Genomic DNA, 15,722 nt, shown 5'->3' with positions numbered 1-15,722 from the left:
AGTATCTTACTATAAAACACAAAGGAGTCGAGACAAATGAGCCAAGAACTTCAATATTTAACTGGGTTTGGTAATGAATTTGAGAGCGAAGCATTACCGGGCGCTTTGCCCATAGGTCAATTTTCACCACAGAAAGTAAAATACGATTTGTATGCCGAGCAATACAACACCACTGCTTTCACCGCTCCTCGCGCAGAAAATCGTAGAAACTGGTTTTACCGGATCCGCCCTTCTGTTTTGCAAGGTGAATATGAAGCTATAGACAAAGGCTTACTGCGCACAGCCCCTATTACAGAAGTAGCTACCCCACCTTCGATGCTACGTTGGAACCCTATTGACGTACCAGCAGAAAAAACTGACTTTATTGACGGTTTAATCACGATGGCTGCCAATGGCAGTGCCAACGGTCAAAGCGGGATCGGCATTCATGTATATGTTGCAAATGCCTCTATGGAAGGTCGCTATTTCTACAATGCTGATGGTGAGTTGTTATTTGTGCCACAGCAAGGTGAACTGATTTTACACACTGAATGCGGAAAGCTTGCTATTAAGCCAGGTGAGATTGCAGTTATTCCTCGCGGTATCAAGTTTAGCGTAGAGCTTCTAAGCGATACCATCCGTGGCTATATTTGCGAAAACTACGGAAACCCCTATATTTTACCTGAGCGCGGCCCTGTCGGCGCCAATGGTTATACCAATGAGCGAGACTTCCAATATCCGGTTGCAGCTTTTGAAGACAAAGAAGGTGACTTTGAACTCGTTGCTAAATTCAACGGTAATCTATTTCGTTGCGATATTGGCCACTCTCCGCTTGATGTGGTTGCATGGACTGGCAATAGTGCACCGTACAAATACGATTTATCGCGATTTAACGTAATGAACACGGTAAGCTTTGACCACCCTGACCCGTCAATCTTTACCGTGCTCACATCTCCATCAGGCACACCCGGTGTGGCAAACGTCGACTTTGTGATCTTCCCACCTCGTTGGATGGTTGCAGAGAACACATTCCGTCCGCCTTATTATCACCGTAATATCATGAGTGAGTTTATGGGCTTGATAGAAGGGGTATACGATGCCAAAGAGCACGGATTTGTACCTGGAGGTATGAGCCTACATAATTGTATGTCCCCTCATGGTCCTGAAGCGGATGTGTTTGAAAAAGCCAGCAATGCAGAGCTTGAGCCACAGCACTACGAAAACACCCTCGCGTTTATGTTTGAGTCACGTTACATTATCTCTCCAACTAAATATGCTTTAGAAGGCAAAGAACGTCAGCCTAACTATGCTGATTGCTGGAAAGGCATTAAAAAGTACTTTAAAGGAGCATAAAGATTATGTTGAAACTCTATACTTACTTTCGCTCTTCTGCGGCCTATCGCGTGCGCATTGCTTTAAATCTTAAAGGGTTAGAGCATGAATTAATCCCTGTAAATTTGCTTAAATCGGAGCAAAGCGGCGAAGCGTATTTACATAAGAATGGCCAGGGTTTATTACCGGCATTGGAAACTGAGCACGGCGTCTTGGCGCAGTCGTTAGCAATACTGGAATGGCTTGAAGAAACCCAAAGTGGCGCTGCACTGTTACCACAAGACCCTTGGCAAAAAGCACAAGTTAGAAACTTTTGTTATGCTGTCGCATGTGATATCCATCCAATAGATAACCTCCGCGTGCTTAAATACCTGTCTAACGAGCTAGGTGTTACAGACGATCAAAAAAATGAATGGTATAGACATTGGGTGATTGAAGGCTTTAATAAACTTGAGCCTATGATTGGAGCTGGTCCTTTTTGCTTTGGTACGGAGCCGAGCCTTGCCGATGTCTGCTTAGTTCCGCAGGTGTTCAATGCATTACGGTTCAAAGTGGATATGAGCGTATATCCTAAAATCAGCCGAGTTTATGAACATTGTAATACGCTTGAGGCGTTTTCTAACGCTGCGCCTGAGAACCAGCCAGACGCACAATAATGTAGATAAAAGGAGTGATAAGCTAAGCACATCACTCCTTTTTGCGATTCTATTACTTTAATGCGCTATATACATGGTCAAAGTGACCAATCAAGTCATGACCTAAGTCGGTCAAATAGCCACCATCAGGACTATCTATCACTCCTTTTTGAAATAACCGCATGGCAGCCCCTTGCATCCCTTCTGGTGCATCGCTATGAATTTTAATCCCCTGATGTAAACTATGCCTCGGAAATCTAGCTAGTAAGGTCAACTCATCCAACAATTTTTGGTCTAGTGCCATTGTTATTTTTCCTTATTCTTCTATAGTCACTTAACACTCTAGTTCAAAAACCTTTATTTGATGAAATTTTTACTTGGTTTAATCACGATTTGTTTGATCTCACTGCCCTCTTTGGCTAAAACACCAGCAGAGTTACGACTTTATGGTGAATTACCGAAACAAGTTTGCTGGTATCAAGGTCAGTCATACAGCGAAGGCGCTTTGCTCATCCAATTTGATATGCTATTTGTGTGCGCACCAAAAAAGTACAACGAAGAAAACAGCAAATTAGTGTGGTTAAAAGCCGATGCTTCAGGTAACCCAATAAGACCTGAAATATCCGATAAAATTAGGGTAAACTAAGCACAATGTAAGTAGTGACAAAGAAGTAAAACATGAGTACCCAACCAAATAATCCACTTCATGGTATTAAACTTGAAGAAATTATCGTCAAACTAGAGCAACAGCTGGGCTGGCAAGCAATGGCTAATGCTGTGGATATCAATTGTTTTAAAGATAATCCAAGCGTCAAATCTAGCCTAAAATTTTTACGTAGAACTCCGTGGGCTCGCGCAAAAGTTGAACAACTTTACCTCGATACATTTCATGGTTTTCAGTGGCCGGAAATAAAAAAGTAATCGTTTAACTTAATATAGAAAAACTCTCTTCGCTTTATGATATAGATTGAATTAAGCCAAGGTGCGATGTTGACTCGGGGTAATGGTTTGGTCGCATCGCGCTCGCCTTCTAATGGCAATGGTAGTAAATAAATTTAGCTATTTTTAACGACGCCAATATACTATCTCATCCTTCAAATTAATTAGAGAATCGAGAATTCAACTGGTATTATAATATTCCTTCCGCATAGAGCGCTTGATACGCATCACCTATCTTATTTAAGATGTACTTTGGCACATTTTTATTACATGCAAGGTATAGGGATGTATTAAACTCATCTAGCGTGTAAACGGGTTCAAGCAGGCGTGCCGTTTTTTCGTTGGTGCTTCGGAATCTAAACTGAGCATCACTTAATACCACAAGATCCACAAAGTCTTTTCTGGTTTTTAATAATTCAAAGACCTTGTCAAAAGAGTTAATTATTAATAGCTGCCTCCCCTCTTGAAAGCCATGTTCCATTAAAAACTGATGGCTGAAGTTTTCTCGGATCACCGCCGTTCGATACGCTTTTGCGTCTTCTATTGAGGTAAGTTGGATCTCTCTTTCACGTAGGGCGTAAAATGAGGTAGTAAAGGCATCAATGGGAAACACCCACTCAAATTCGTGTTCTCTGGCGTTGTTTTTCGCCGTGGAAAAAACACAAGTGTCGCTTTTTCTCAGTGCAGCATTGTAAGCCGCAGGCCAACTCAATACATTAATGGTGTAGTCAATGCCCGAGCTATCTAGTACAGCTCTAACCTTGTCTGCAGCGCGACCGATCAGCTCCCCCTTTTCATTTTGATACTGGAAATCAGGAAAGTTTTCGGTCACGATATTTAAGGTAAATGCACGTGTACTGAAACTGATCAGCAAAATACAAAACCAAATCAAATACGTACCCTTCATTAACCTCTCCCATAGCTACTTGAATAATATAGTCTTAAGTTAGACATTGGGCAATTTTTAAAAGGTCAAACATTCATTGAGAACTTGAGCTTGGGAAGTGGAAATATTACCAAAAGAGGGGAAGAGGTGAGCAGCTCGCTCACCTCTCTTTGCTATTACAAATTACAACTTAGGGGAGATTAGCGCTCGTTAATCGCATCAATTAAAAATGCACTTAGTTTAGCACCTTCTTTTAACGTCGTTTCAGAACTGGTTTGTCCGACTAGTGAGCTATCTGTGAATGGTGCAATCTCCATCATGTCCGCACCAGTTATCTTAAATTCAGCCTTTAACGCTTGGAGGATCAGCATAGCTTCATCAGGTGTCATACCCCCAGCTTCTGGTGTTCCCGTTGCTGAAGCAAAAGTTTCATCGAGCGCGTCGATGTCAAAACTCACGTAAAGCTCTTCTACTTCATCGGCTTTTAACTGTGCAATCACTTCATCAACGATAGCTTGTGGACCGCGCTCTCTAATTTCATGAGCCCAATGTTGTTTAACCCCAAAAGTAGATTCCCAATGAGATTTTGGCTTGCCACTAGAGCGGATCCCAAACTGTACTAAATGATGAGGCGCAGGCAAAAACTCCAGTATATGTGTACACCAAGAGCCAAAACATAAATCGATGCCAAGACGCTCAACAAGCAGATCGGTATGTGCATCAAAATGTATGATTGCCGTTTTTACCCCTCGCGCTCGTTTGGCTTTCAAGTAAGCTTTAGTTAACGGATAGCTGATCGAATGGTCGCCGCCGATCCCAAATATGCCTTTCTCAGGGTAGTTTTCGTAAAAGCCATCACAGACATCTTCAGTAATAGAAAGAGGCGATACATAGTATTCACTTTGGGGATCGGCATAAAGTGCTTTTTGACAATTACTGATAGTGCTTTCATTTAGATATTTATCGTGTAATAAATGCGGAATTACGCGCACATCACCAAGGTCAAAAGCACTCGTCTGCGGTTGTTGTTCAATCAATGTTGAACGGAGAAATAATGGACCCCAGTTAGCCCCACGCAAAATACCACCGCCACAGTCTGAACTAATGCCGAGAATAGCAGCCTTATGTTCACTCTCACCTAGTTGCTCCAAAGACGTTTTCCATAGAGCGTCTATGCCTTCAGTTTGTCCGTATAGCTTTTGTCTCAATGCGTCTTTTCTTTCTTTCGCCGTGTTTACTGTAAAAACCCCATCTCCAGGCGGACATAAACAGTGCTCAAGTTTTTTATGGAATTGTTTTTTGCTATCAGACATCGCTATCCCCTTTAATATGAATAATCATGCGCATCATAAAAACCCAACCAATTTTTTGCCACGCTAAGATATACCCGAGGTACACTGCGCCGGCAAAATAACGAACAAATAAGAAAAAGTATAAAACCTATTGATTAATATAGGAATTATCATATTTCATTCGATATGTTGATGGGCCTTTATCTATTGGTTAGATATGTGTTGATGCACGTATAACAGCTTAAAACGGGAAGTCAACCGCAAAGCTTTTAGTGCACTCAAAGCTTGCGGTTGATTATTCAAGGAGGGTGTTTAGTTATTCGTAATGACGTGGGATTTTTGTTTTGATTACAGCAATATAACCATGCCAACTGGCATATGCCAACAGCGGCATAATAACAATAAACCCTGCTGTTCCTGTTGCAAAACCAAGCATCACCAGAAACACCAAAATACCGCACCAAACTACCATCGCAGCAAAGTTCTCTTTAACAGCATGCATTGAGCTTATCACTGCGGTCATGATATCTACCCGTCTCTCCATCATGATTTGTGGTGTAAACGCAGAAATGGCAAATACGCACACCAACAATATCCCACCGACAATTGACCCTAACGCCAAAAATGCTGACAGCTGCTCAAATGTAGGATCAGGTACATTGGGATATAGCGCATGGATTAGGGCAGCGAGTCGCATCCAAACAATCATGATCACCATAAGTAATACGGCAAAGCCCCACTCACCCGCTGGGTTTCTAAACATAGATTTAAGGCTATGCGATAATGTAGGTTTGTGGCCTTTTTCAAGCTCCCATGCAACATCATATAAACCGGCTGCAAAAGCAGGCCCAATAAGTGCAAACGCCACCGCGGCGGGTAAAATGACCAGATGGGTACCTGACTGATACACTAACCACATAATACAAGCGGGGATCAGGGTAAAGATAAGTCCGTACACTAAGCTGAGTAAAGGGGCATTCGCGATATCTTTAAATGCCAATGCCAGCCAATGAAACGGCGCCATGGCAGGAACCTTGTTGCACTCAAAGCAACGTGCGAATTCGTGATTTTTATCAATAGAATGTGTAGCAGGCATAACCATTCCTCTTAGTTGCTCTCTATTTAAGGTTTAGTGGAATATTGACAATCCCGCAAGCTGTAATACCTATCTTGAGGCTTACTCACTTTGCTAACTACAGTTTTACGCTACACCTGTTAAGACTTTCTCTTTTAGCATTGCTAACAAGGTAAAGTCTTAACGAAATAGTCATGCATGTTTTTTCACCTCAATAGACGCCAATTAATTAAGCAATTTGGTACTATCAGCTATAATTTAAACTGCGCTCAGCCCTATAGGACATCTGTCCTGTACTTGAACTGCATTAACTATAAACATTACGCTTTACCCATAACTAAGGTTTACTATGGAAAAGGTATTTCACTTAGGTCTAACAAAAGCCGACCTACAAGGCGCCTCTCTCGCAATTGTTCCGGGCGATCCTGAACGCTCAAAACGTATTTCTGAATACTTAGATTCGCCGATCTGCTTGGCACAAACTCGTGAATTTCATGTGTACCTTGGCTTTTTAAACCAAAACCCAGTCGTTATTTGTTCGACCGGAATTGGTGGACCATCGACGTCTATCGCCGTTGAAGAACTGGCACAACTTGGTATCACGACCTTCTTGCGCATTGGCACTACCGGTGCAATTCAGCCACATATTGACGAAGGTGATATTCTAGTCAGCACCGCGTCGGTAAGATTAGATGGTGCAAGCCAACACTTTGCGCCTATTGAGTTCCCTGCAGTTTCTGATTTTCATACAACAGCGGCAATGGTAGAAGCGTGCGAATCTTTAGGGATCACTCACCATGTTGGGATCACGGCGTCTAGTGACACGTTTTACCCAGGGCAAGAACGTTACGACACCTATTCAGGTTACGTGAGAAAAGCATATCAAGGATCGTGTGCTGAGTGGCAAAAGCTCAATGTCATGAACTACGAAATGGAGTCTGCAACCTTATTTACGATGTGCGCCGCGCTGGGGCTCAAAGCTGCTTGTCTTGCTGGTGTACTGGTAAATAGAACGCGCCAAGAGATCCCGAATGTTGACCATCAAGCGGTTGAGAAGAAAGCCGTCACCGCAGTGCTCAAAGCAGCTGAGCTGGTACTTGCAAAGTAATACCAATCGGCATTAATACCTGCTCAATGTGAGGGAGTAAATTTGACGCTAACAGCGTTGAAAATTTCTTATTTAGAACAACTAAATAGCAAAAATTTTGCCTAGTTACCGACAAAATTTCCTAGCCTCAAATAGATCACTTAATTAAGTGAATTGGTATAAAACTTCAAGTTACAATAGAGATTGAGTTGTTACTCAATCTCTATGTGTGTTAGTGAATCAGCCAGACCATAGGACGCCAAAACGGCCAAACTCACCGCTTTTTGATTCGCACAGCCTTGCTTTTCAAGCAAAGTTACCTGCGCTAAGTCTACATCAAACAAGTTTTTACCTGACATCGCCAATTGACTCAGTGCGCTTTGTAACGGCGATAGGCTCGGGTTGTATGCTGCGTTTTCTGCATAGCGGCCATAAAAACATTCGCCATCCGCTAGTTTAATTTCAACCGCGCTCTTATTTTTAGTGTAAGGGCTGTAAGAAGCAAGGTAATGCTGGTACAAATTATCACTTACATTGCTAGGACAGCCACTCATACTTGATTTACTAACATGTTGAGCAAATAGCTTCTCGCTGTTGCCAAGGTCATCGGGCCCAAACGAAGTTGGTAGTAGCTCGTGCAGTGATGTTTGACCCGTAGGTAACAGAATCTCAAGGGCGTCTGCGGTACTTAATTCATTCATAAACTGGCGACAAAACCCACAGGGTGCAGCATTAATCGTCATTTTTGAAATTTCTGCTGCGCCATTTAACCAAGCATTGTTGATTGCCGCTTGCTCCGCGTGAACCACTAGGGATAATGCCTGATGCGAAAATTCAAGATTTGCGCCCAAAAATGCCTGTTGAGCGTTATCATCCCAAGCGATGGCTCCAACATAAAATTGCGAAATGGGAGGGGTAGCAAATGTCGCTGCAACTTCAAGAAGCAATGCTTCAAGAGTTTCTGCTGATAATTGAAAGCGGTGTTGGAATTCTGCTAGTTGGGAATAACTAAAAATCCCGCGATTTGAAACGGCGTATTGAGTCAACGCACTTTTTATTGATGGTTCTATCTTTGCCATATTGTTGTCGTGTTTATCTATGGCAGGATAGTTTACGCAAGAGTTAAACGCGACTCAACCATTCTCTTGCAGATTTAAAGCATTCGAAGTTTTCGGCATTAATATTGAAACGCTTAACCTTTTGCAAAAACAAATCATGCATATATCCTTCGAAGCCGACAACACGGGCGATATGCAAATTGCCAATATGATGGGCTACCTTTGGCATGATATTAACAATATCGATTGCAGCAAATCTATGCTCCAATTCGCTCACATCCACAAGTACCTTGCTACTATTGTGCTTCTTTGCGTATAAATTGGCTTTCTCGTATGCAGAGACGACATCACTTGCATTAGCTATCCCTCTGACCTTCATCATAATCAGATCATGACATTCATCAAATGTGACGCTAGTAGAAATTTTATGCATGTACCGTAAACCTATCAACGAGCTATTCTTGATTAAAACAAATATAACCACTGGTTAAACCAGCCGCGCATTTTAGAACAATGAGAATTACTGTCAACAAATATACTAATAAAAAACCAAACTAAATAAAAAAACCAATCCCTATGGATTGGTTTTGTAGCGATAAAGAATATAAATGTAAAATAGTAGAAACTTTAATTATTCCACTTGTTGCACTAACCAGTGTTACGCATACCGGCGGCTATCCCCGTCATCGTGATCATTAAGGCCAATTCCAAATCGTGGTTAGTTTCTTCTCTTACCCGCTTTAATAATTCAATTTGTAGTAGGTTGAGCGGATCTGTGTATGGGTTTCTGAGCCCAATTGACTCTTTGATCCACGGCTGCTGTGAAAGTAAAGATGATTCAGGCGCGAGCCCTCGAATTAACTCAATTGCCTGCTGGAGGTTAGCTCTAAGCTCATCACCTAGCCCTTTATAATCCGCACTGACTAAGCTGGCGTCATACATTTCGCTTAACCATAGGTCCGCCTTACAAAACACCATTTCTAGCATTTCTAAACGCGCTCTAAAAAATGGCCACTTTGCACTCATTTCTTGTAGTGTGTCTGTACCAAACGCCTCAACAGCAGCCTCTAACCCTTCTTTTGCTCCCAACCAAGCAGGAAGCATTAACCGGTTTTGACTCCATGCAAAAATCCATGGGATCGCGCGTAGGCTTTCAACACCGCCATTTGGATTCCGTTTGGAAGGTCGAGATCCCAAAGGTAATTTAGACAACTCTTGCTCTGGAGTCGCCATTCTAAAATAAGGTACGAACTCTGGGTTTTCACGAACGATACTGCGATATTTTTTACATGAAGCCTCGCTAATCGTTTGCATAACTTCAACCCACTTGGGCTCAGGTTGCGGTGGCGGTAAGAGGTTACTATGCAAAATTGCACCGGTGTATATCGATAAACTTTGCATGGCTACTTTCGGCAAACCAAACTTAAAGCGGATCATCTCCCCTTGCTCTGTTACTCTTAGCCCACTTTTTAGTGAACCGGGAGGCTGAGACCGCAGCGCCTGTGCAGCTGGCGCCCCACCGCGACCAATTGTGCCACCACGGCCATGAAATAACACCAGCTCAATGCCTTTTGAGTCTGCAAGATTAACCAGTTTTTCCATAGCGTCGTATTGTGCCCAGCCAGCCGCCATCATACCGGCATCTTTGGCAGAGTCAGAATAGCCAATCATTACGTACTGTTTTGCGCCAATAGTGCCTTTGTACCAAGTATTATCAAACAAACCGCTGATCACCGCTTGGGCGTTATTCAAGTCATCTAGCGTCTCAAATAAAGGTGCTACGGGCAGACTGAACTTGCATCCACTTTCTTGTAGCAACAGATGTACGGCGAGAATGTCTGACGCACTTTGCGCCATCGAAATAATATAAATCCCCAGCGCACTACTATCTTGCTGTGCTATCACTTCAAAAGTTTCTAATACCTCTTGTACATTTGAGGAAGGCTGCCAATGTCGAGGTAATAATGGTCTTCTCGAGCTCAACTCTGTCAGCAAGAAAGCCTGTTTATCCGCTTCTTGCCACTGAGCATAGTCTCCTAAGCCTAAGTATCGAGTAAGCTCTGAGAATACTTCGGTATGTCTTGCTGAATCTTGACGGATATCTAACTTACATAAGGACACACCAAAACAATCGATTCGCCTTAATACATCTAACAACAACCCGTTGGCGATATTGCTCATACGACAATCCATCAAAGAGCGATAACACGCCTCAAGAGGCTCTCTAATTTGCACTACCTCTTTTATTTTGTCCTGGTAGCGAGAGGGTGTACCTTTAATCTTATACTCTAAGGCCGCGATGGTTTCTTCCACATCTGCTCTTAGTTGTTTGAGGACAAAACGGTATGGCTCGCTGCTTTCCTTGGCACGTTCACTAAACGCAGCAGAAGCGTTACTCATCGATAGCTCAGCACCGAGCGTTTCTAAGTCGCGGCGATATAAATCAAGGGCCATCCAGCGACCATGGTCCAATACTGATTGGGTTACATGAGAGGTGACAAATGGGTTGCCGTCTCTATCTCCTCCCATCCAAGAGGTAAGCTGAATAGGGCTAAAATTAGCGGGCAGTTGCAGATTTAACCGAGTCTTAACCTGAGCATTAAAGTAGCGTACAAATTTAGGCACAGCTTCCCATAAACTATTTTCTATGACCGCAAATCCCCATTTTGCTTCGTCTAGCGGCGTCGGACGCTTTTCACGAATGTCGCTGGTATGCCAGGCTTGGGAAATTAACTGCTCGATACGGTCAATCACCTCTTCGTAAACCGGATCTTCACCCGATGTGACTTCTAGTACTTTTAGACATTCGCTCAACTCTACGTGCTTATTGATAATTGTTCTGCGAGTTACTTCTGTTGGGTGAGCCGTTAATACTAAGTCGATCTTGAGCTTACTGATAACATCAGCCACCTCGTTTAAGGAGAGGTCGCCAGCTTCGACTTTACTTTGTAACTCATCAAGCGCTCTATCAACTTCAATCATTACGCCATCGGGCGCACCTGATTTTGAGATGGTATGAAACTGCTCAGCCACATTCGCAAGATTTAAAAAGTGATTGAATGAACGAGCAACGGGAAGCAATGCTTCATCACTTAAACTTCTTAGTGTTTCTACTAGCGCTTGCCTATCAGATTCATTGCCGCTCCTTGAAGATTTTGCTAGATGCCTGATTTCTTCAACTTTATCTAAGGTTTCTTGCCCTTGTGCTTGTTGAATAATTTGCCCCAACATCTGACCCAAAAGGCTTACATTACTACGTAGGCTTGCGTATTGCTCAGTCATACAATCTCCTTGATGAAAAGATACTCGAACTCCACTATACCGAGAATAATTTGAATTGCGAACGATCTATTTTCAAGACGTTAACGTAATAAGATGACAAAGATAAGACCTACAGTGGTTGGTAAATGATTGTATTTTACGATGGCAACTGCCCCTTGTGCAGAAAAGAAATGGACGCATTAAAACGCGTCGACCACGCGGATAAAGTTGAATTAGTAGACATCCATAGCAATCGCTTTCAATGCGAGTTCACAGAAATAAGCAAACAGGATGCGATGGAAAAGCTACATGCTTACAACGAGAGCGGTGAGCTCATTTTTGGCTTGGATGTTACCGTGGCCGTTTGGAAAGCTGTAGGAAAACATCGGTGGCTAAGTCTGTTACGATTACCAGGGATCAGATGGGTTGCCGACAAAGCTTATTTGTTCTTTGCCGCCCACCGAATGAAAATTTCAAAAATTTTGATGCCAAGTCAATGCAATATTCAAGGGAATTGTAACCGTGACTAAACGAGCCATAGTCGTAATCGGGTCTAGCTCTGCTATTGCCCAAGCCTTTATTGTGACACAAGCCGCCCGCGACCCAAACATGAAAATATTGACCATATCCAGAAGCAGCAAAGCCCCCTTTTGTGCTGACACCCACCAAAAAAGTTACGCAAGTTATGAAAGTTACGCTGACACCCACGATAGAAAAGAGAATAGCAGTTGCGAGGACTGCAGTTGCGAAGACACCCACTTTAAATGCGACTACTCACCCGAGCAAGTTGCTCAAGTTGTGAATTCCATTCGAAAGCTCGAACTTGAGATCCACAGCGTCACAATATTTAATGGTGTGCTGCACCAAGGAACTAGTCAGTATCCCGAAAAAAAACTTGAAGATCTAAACCTCAAACACAGCATGGCACTTTTTGAAACGAATACGATGCTTCCCATGCTCTGGATGCAGGCGCTACTGCCAGTCTTGAAAGGTAAACATAAATGCGTTTTTACCGCGTTATCTGCCCGGGTTGGTAGTATTAGCGACAATCACCTTGGGGGTTGGTATAGCTACCGTAGTTCCAAGGCAGCACTAAATATGATGTTTAAGTCTGCGGCGGTTGAGTTAGCAAGACGGGCAAAAAATATAAAGTTGGTACTATTTCACCCGGGCACAACCGACACACCTCTTTCTAAGCCTTTTCAAGCCAATGTACCAGCAGAAAAGCTATTTCAGCCTGAGTTTGTAGCACAGCAACTCAGCGATATTATCTCAAACATCGAGGTAGACGGCACCCTGAGTTATCTAGATTGGCAAAACAAAAAAATTGAATGGTAATATAATGATGAAACATTTTTCTAATGAAGATATAAAAGCGCTTGAAACGCGTTTTCGAGCCCTGATGATTAATTCTTTATCTGGTTTCAAAAGCGCCAATTTGATTGGTACTGTTGATGCCAATGGACAAGAGAATTTGTCTATTGTTAGTTCTGTTTTTCACCTTGGTGCATGTCCTCCCTTAGTTGGCGTAATATTTCGTCCTCATAGTGTACCAAGGCATACGCTAGAAAATATTTTAGAAACCAAAAAATATACCATTAATCAAGTTAACATCCAGATGTACATGGCGGCGCACCAAACCTCAGCGAGATACGATAAAAGTGAATCTGAGTTCGAACAAACGGGGCTCACTGCAGAGTATAACCATGATTTCCCTGCACCCTTTGTAAAAGAAAGTCGCTTGAAATACGGATTAACACTCAAAGACCATCAGCTCATCAAGCTTAACGACACCGAGCTGGTGATTGGTGAGATCGAGTCCCTTCATGTTGATGACATCGCTCTACTTGAAGATGGCTATATTGACATCGAAGCGCTCGACAGCGTTGCAATTTCTAGTTTAGACGGTTACCACAAAACTCAGCGCTTGAACCGCCTTGAGTATGCAAAGCCACACAATCCAACTCGGATCAAACCTCTCGGTTAGACGGCCACTACAACGACTCTAAGAGCTCAAGTAAATCTTCGAGCTCTTCTTTAAAATGCACTTTTTGCTTATTGCTCATCGTGCCCTTTAATTTAACCGCCAATGCTGCATACTCTCGGATCCTTCGCTCTTGGATCTCTACAATTCGCACAGGAAGATCGCTTGGGTTTGTCACAATCGCTTTTTGTAGCAACACGTCTGATATTTTGCCTTCTGAGCTCAACAATAAAGCTTGTTTAAACTGATTAAATCGTCTTTGCTCATGGGCGCGCCACACTTGCCGAGCAAACTCCCCTTGCTCATAATATTCATTTATCAAAGCTTTTTGCGCATCCGTTACTTTTCCAAGCCAACGCTCATAACGGTCAAATTGATCGCCTTCTTCCCAATCATCATCAAGTAATGCCTCTTCGAGATTCTCGATAAGACTTTCTCTTTGTTCTCGGCTCAACGAACTTAAGTGAGGCTGTAATTTTGGATACACCGCTTTTACAACCGAATACCAATAATTTCGCGTGGTGTATACCATATGAACCATGTCACTTTCGCTCATCGTATGCCAATGCTTGAGCAGAGTCTTAATATGTGCTTTGTATTTAGGTAACTCAGATTCTCGATGCCATGCAACCAAAGACTCAACGTCTGACTCGAGCTTTTCTTCTTGCTCATCCGTTAAATCAACGTAGTCGGAAACATAATAGCTAGCCAGCCATCCAAGATTGTTATACGCCAAACGTTGACTACAACCGGCCAAACTTAACAGACACAACACTAGTATTAAGCACTTCTTCATCCCTTCACCTTATTTGTTGTTTTTATCACTCTATATTAACGTACTCTCTAGCATTTTAGATTTGAATTTTGTAAATCTGTATTTCTAGCATTAGAATAACTAACAGAACAATAAGCATAGCTACCTAAAGGAGGTCTATGATGTTAGGCAGAATTTCAAAAGTGTGTGTCGCTTTGGCTTTATTAGGCCAAGCTCCATTTGCAAACGCAGGCTTAGAAGAGGGTATTGATGCACTTAATGCTGGTCGATTTGAAGAAGCGTTGCAAGAATTTAACTATCTGGCGGAAATGAACTACGCCCCCGGTATTTATCAACTGGGCGTAATGTATGAAGGTGGATATGGTGTAATAAAAAACCAGCGTAAAGCCGCAGAGCTATACAAGAAAGCAGTTAAGCTAGGTGAAGCAGATGCGATGTTTGCATTGGCCGTGATGTATGATGAAGGTCGTGGTGTTAAAAAAGACCGTTCCAAGTATGTTGAGTTAATGCAGCGCGCAGCAAATAAAAACATGCCAGCCGCACAGTTTAACGTCGCGTTGATGTATTCTAATGGAGATGGTGTGCCGCAAGACTACCGCCACGCTCTCAACTGGTATGAAAAAGCGGCAGCAAATAATTACACGCTTGCTATGTTTAACCTCGCATTAATGTACTTTCAAGGTTTAGGTGTAGAGAAAAACATTGAGCGCTCATATGTATGGAATACACTTGCCGAGTTTAATGGCTACGCTGAAGCCACCAAGAGCAGATTACTCGATGAAAAACAGCTCTCTCCTTCACAAATAGAACGAGCAAAAGAGTTAGCTAACAGCATCTACGAGCGCATCCAGGCAGGTAAATATGTTGCTGAAACACGCACTCAGTAAGTAGAAAAAACGACCAATTTTAAAGGCCTTAAATATGTGACAGTATTCAAGGCCTTGTTGTTGCTCTTGAGATTTATCACCACTGAGCTTTGATATTCACTTTTTTAGATACTCCGACCACGCCTAACTTTTGCCTTTTCAACGGATGCTTTTAGCATTTATCAAGAGCATGAAGTCACCTGAGAGCCTGAGTTTTGAATTCCACTTTTAACACAGACACCCACCTCAACTTTTTTCAAATTTGCAAGCCTCTTAGATGTCGTCTACGCTCTTACTCTGAACTCAAAGGATTGAGGAAAAAGCGATGGCGACTGCCCGTAAAAAACTAATTAGTTTAACCGACACCAAATACTACCACTGTATCTCACGCTGCGTACGCCGAGCATTTTTGTGCGGTGAAGATGCACTCACTGGCAAATCCTTCGAACATCGTCGCGGTTGGATTGAGGAAAAACTCCTAGCGCTAGGCGCTGTATTCTGTATTGATGTGTGTGGATATGCGGTGATGAGTAACCACTCTCATCTTGTTCTA

Annotated in this window: 17 protein-coding genes and 1 pseudogene; 10 read left to right on the top strand and 8 right to left on the bottom strand. The window is 42.7% G+C overall.

The genetic code is table 11. From position 1 onward, the window contains the following. Positions 1-36: 36 nt before the first annotated feature. Both hmgA and maiA read left to right on the top strand, forming a co-directional pair. On the top strand, positions 37-1,332 hold the full coding sequence (gene hmgA, locus CEX98_RS05470; protein WP_099641105.1) for a homogentisate 1,2-dioxygenase: 1,296 nt from the start codon (positions 37-39) through the stop codon (positions 1,330-1,332). Between the two features lie 8 nt (positions 1,333-1,340). Then, on the top strand, positions 1,341-1,967 hold the full coding sequence (gene maiA / locus CEX98_RS05465) for a maleylacetoacetate isomerase (RefSeq protein WP_172439726.1): 627 nt from the start codon (positions 1,341-1,343) through the stop codon (positions 1,965-1,967). 52 nt (positions 1,968-2,019) lie between these two features. Here maiA and CEX98_RS05460 read toward each other — a convergent pair whose 3' ends face one another. Beyond that, the gene (locus tag CEX98_RS05460; protein WP_099641103.1) at positions 2,020-2,250 is read right to left on the bottom strand and encodes a TIGR02647 family protein; all 231 of its coding nucleotides are present in this window, start codon (positions 2,248-2,250) and stop codon (positions 2,020-2,022) included. Positions 2,251-2,310: 60 nt separating this feature from the next. Between CEX98_RS05460 and CEX98_RS05455 the strand changes: the two genes are divergently transcribed. Continuing rightward, on the top strand, positions 2,311-2,592 hold the full coding sequence (locus tag CEX98_RS05455) for a DUF1496 domain-containing protein (protein WP_099641102.1): 282 nt from the start codon (positions 2,311-2,313) through the stop codon (positions 2,590-2,592). Between the two features lie 32 nt (positions 2,593-2,624). Further along, positions 2,625-2,867 carry a VF530 family DNA-binding protein gene (locus CEX98_RS05450; protein ID WP_099641101.1) on the top strand — a complete coding sequence of 81 codons (243 nt, stop codon included), beginning with the start codon at positions 2,625-2,627 and terminating at the stop codon, positions 2,865-2,867. Positions 2,868-3,075: 208 nt separating this feature from the next. Here the strand turns inward: CEX98_RS05450 and CEX98_RS05445 are convergent, their stop codons facing one another. The 3 genes from CEX98_RS05445 to CEX98_RS05435 form a co-directional block, all read right to left on the bottom strand. Further along, positions 3,076-3,792, bottom strand: a complete 717-nt coding sequence (locus CEX98_RS05445) for a substrate-binding periplasmic protein (protein ID WP_099641100.1) — start codon at positions 3,790-3,792, stop codon at positions 3,076-3,078. 179 nt (positions 3,793-3,971) lie between these two features. Next, positions 3,972-5,084, bottom strand: coding sequence for an arginase family protein (locus CEX98_RS05440; RefSeq protein ID WP_099641099.1), 1,113 nt, complete (start codon positions 5,082-5,084; stop codon positions 3,972-3,974). Between the two features lie 295 nt (positions 5,085-5,379). Next, positions 5,380-6,159 carry a DUF2189 domain-containing protein gene (locus CEX98_RS05435; protein WP_099641098.1) on the bottom strand — a complete coding sequence of 260 codons (780 nt, stop codon included), beginning with the start codon at positions 6,157-6,159 and terminating at the stop codon, positions 5,380-5,382. 328 nt (positions 6,160-6,487) lie between these two features. Here CEX98_RS05435 and udp point away from each other — a divergent pair, with 328 nt between their 5' ends. After that, complete coding sequence (gene udp / locus CEX98_RS05430) at positions 6,488-7,246, top strand: uridine phosphorylase (RefSeq protein ID WP_099641097.1); 759 nt, start codon at positions 6,488-6,490, stop codon at positions 7,244-7,246. 191 nt (positions 7,247-7,437) lie between these two features. On the opposite strand, the gene cdd is transcribed toward udp, so the two are convergent. The 3 genes from cdd to ppc all read right to left on the bottom strand — a co-directional run bounded on the left by cdd (position 7,438) and on the right by ppc (position 11,565). Further along, positions 7,438-8,304: a cytidine deaminase gene (gene cdd, locus CEX98_RS05425; RefSeq protein ID WP_099641096.1), complete on the bottom strand. Its 867-nt coding sequence runs from the start codon at positions 8,302-8,304 to the stop codon at positions 7,438-7,440. A 43-nt stretch (positions 8,305-8,347) separates the two neighbouring features. Beyond that, a complete protein-coding gene (locus CEX98_RS05420) occupies positions 8,348-8,716 on the bottom strand; it encodes a hypothetical protein (RefSeq protein ID WP_099641095.1) in 369 nt (122 codons plus the stop codon). A 215-nt stretch (positions 8,717-8,931) separates the two neighbouring features. Next, entirely contained in the window at positions 8,932-11,565 is a 2,634-nt protein-coding gene (gene ppc / locus CEX98_RS05415; RefSeq protein WP_099641094.1) for a phosphoenolpyruvate carboxylase, read from the bottom strand. Positions 11,566-11,690: 125 nt separating this feature from the next. On the opposite strand from ppc, the gene CEX98_RS05410 reads away from it, so the two are divergent. The 3 genes from CEX98_RS05410 to CEX98_RS05400 are packed head-to-tail and all read left to right on the top strand — an operon-like array spanning position 11,691 to position 13,531. After that, entirely contained in the window at positions 11,691-12,074 is a 384-nt protein-coding gene (locus tag CEX98_RS05410; RefSeq protein WP_099641093.1) for a thiol-disulfide oxidoreductase DCC family protein, read from the top strand. Continuing rightward, positions 12,067-12,882, top strand: a complete 816-nt coding sequence (locus CEX98_RS05405) for an SDR family NAD(P)-dependent oxidoreductase (RefSeq protein WP_099641092.1) — start codon at positions 12,067-12,069, stop codon at positions 12,880-12,882. The genes CEX98_RS05410 and CEX98_RS05405 overlap by 8 nt, the downstream gene beginning before the upstream one ends. A 7-nt stretch (positions 12,883-12,889) precedes the next feature. Then, positions 12,890-13,531, top strand: a complete 642-nt coding sequence (locus tag CEX98_RS05400; protein ID WP_099641196.1) for a flavin reductase family protein — start codon at positions 12,890-12,892, stop codon at positions 13,529-13,531. Between the two features lie 7 nt (positions 13,532-13,538). On the opposite strand, the gene CEX98_RS05395 is transcribed toward CEX98_RS05400, so the two are convergent. Then, positions 13,539-14,324 carry a DUF6279 family lipoprotein gene (locus tag CEX98_RS05395; RefSeq protein ID WP_099641091.1) on the bottom strand — a complete coding sequence of 262 codons (786 nt, stop codon included), beginning with the start codon at positions 14,322-14,324 and terminating at the stop codon, positions 13,539-13,541. A 140-nt stretch (positions 14,325-14,464) separates the two neighbouring features. Between CEX98_RS05395 and CEX98_RS05390 the strand changes: the two genes are divergently transcribed. Continuing rightward, the gene (locus tag CEX98_RS05390) at positions 14,465-15,190 is read left to right on the top strand and encodes a tetratricopeptide repeat protein (protein WP_099641090.1); all 726 of its coding nucleotides are present in this window, start codon (positions 14,465-14,467) and stop codon (positions 15,188-15,190) included. 304 nt (positions 15,191-15,494) lie between these two features. Beyond that, positions 15,495-15,722 (top strand): annotated as a pseudogene (locus CEX98_RS05385) (transposase); the annotation flags it as partial.

Source organism: Pseudoalteromonas piscicida (genome assembly GCF_002744175.1).
GTDB classification, from domain to species: Bacteria; Pseudomonadota; Gammaproteobacteria; order Enterobacterales; family Alteromonadaceae; genus Pseudoalteromonas; species Pseudoalteromonas piscicida_B.
The sequence above is the reverse complement of the archived record's forward strand: the minus strand, read 5'-3'. Positions and strand labels throughout refer to the sequence as shown.

Coding starts and splice junctions, on each gene's coding strand:
- hmgA (WP_099641105.1), top strand. CDS start 37: ATGAGCCAAGAACTTCAATATTTAACTGGGTTTGGTAATGAATTTGAG.
- CEX98_RS05460 (WP_099641103.1), bottom strand. CDS start 2,250: ATGGCACTAGACCAAAAATTGTTGGATGAGTTGACCTTACTAGCTAGA.
- CEX98_RS05455 (WP_099641102.1), top strand. CDS start 2,311: ATGAAATTTTTACTTGGTTTAATCACGATTTGTTTGATCTCACTGCCC.
- CEX98_RS05450 (WP_099641101.1), top strand. CDS start 2,625: ATGAGTACCCAACCAAATAATCCACTTCATGGTATTAAACTTGAAGAA.
- CEX98_RS05445 (WP_099641100.1), bottom strand. CDS start 3,792: ATGAAGGGTACGTATTTGATTTGGTTTTGTATTTTGCTGATCAGTTTC.
- CEX98_RS05440 (WP_099641099.1), bottom strand. CDS start 5,084: ATGTCTGATAGCAAAAAACAATTCCATAAAAAACTTGAGCACTGTTTA.
- CEX98_RS05435 (WP_099641098.1), bottom strand. CDS start 6,159: ATGCCTGCTACACATTCTATTGATAAAAATCACGAATTCGCACGTTGC.
- udp (WP_099641097.1), top strand. CDS start 6,488: ATGGAAAAGGTATTTCACTTAGGTCTAACAAAAGCCGACCTACAAGGC.
- cdd (WP_099641096.1), bottom strand. CDS start 8,304: ATGGCAAAGATAGAACCATCAATAAAAAGTGCGTTGACTCAATACGCC.
- CEX98_RS05420 (WP_099641095.1), bottom strand. CDS start 8,716: ATGCATAAAATTTCTACTAGCGTCACATTTGATGAATGTCATGATCTG.
- ppc (WP_099641094.1), bottom strand. CDS start 11,565: ATGACTGAGCAATACGCAAGCCTACGTAGTAATGTAAGCCTTTTGGGT.
- CEX98_RS05410 (WP_099641093.1), top strand. CDS start 11,691: ATGATTGTATTTTACGATGGCAACTGCCCCTTGTGCAGAAAAGAAATG.
- CEX98_RS05400 (WP_099641196.1), top strand. CDS start 12,890: ATGAAACATTTTTCTAATGAAGATATAAAAGCGCTTGAAACGCGTTTT.
- CEX98_RS05395 (WP_099641091.1), bottom strand. CDS start 14,324: ATGAAGAAGTGCTTAATACTAGTGTTGTGTCTGTTAAGTTTGGCCGGT.
- CEX98_RS05390 (WP_099641090.1), top strand. CDS start 14,465: ATGTTAGGCAGAATTTCAAAAGTGTGTGTCGCTTTGGCTTTATTAGGC.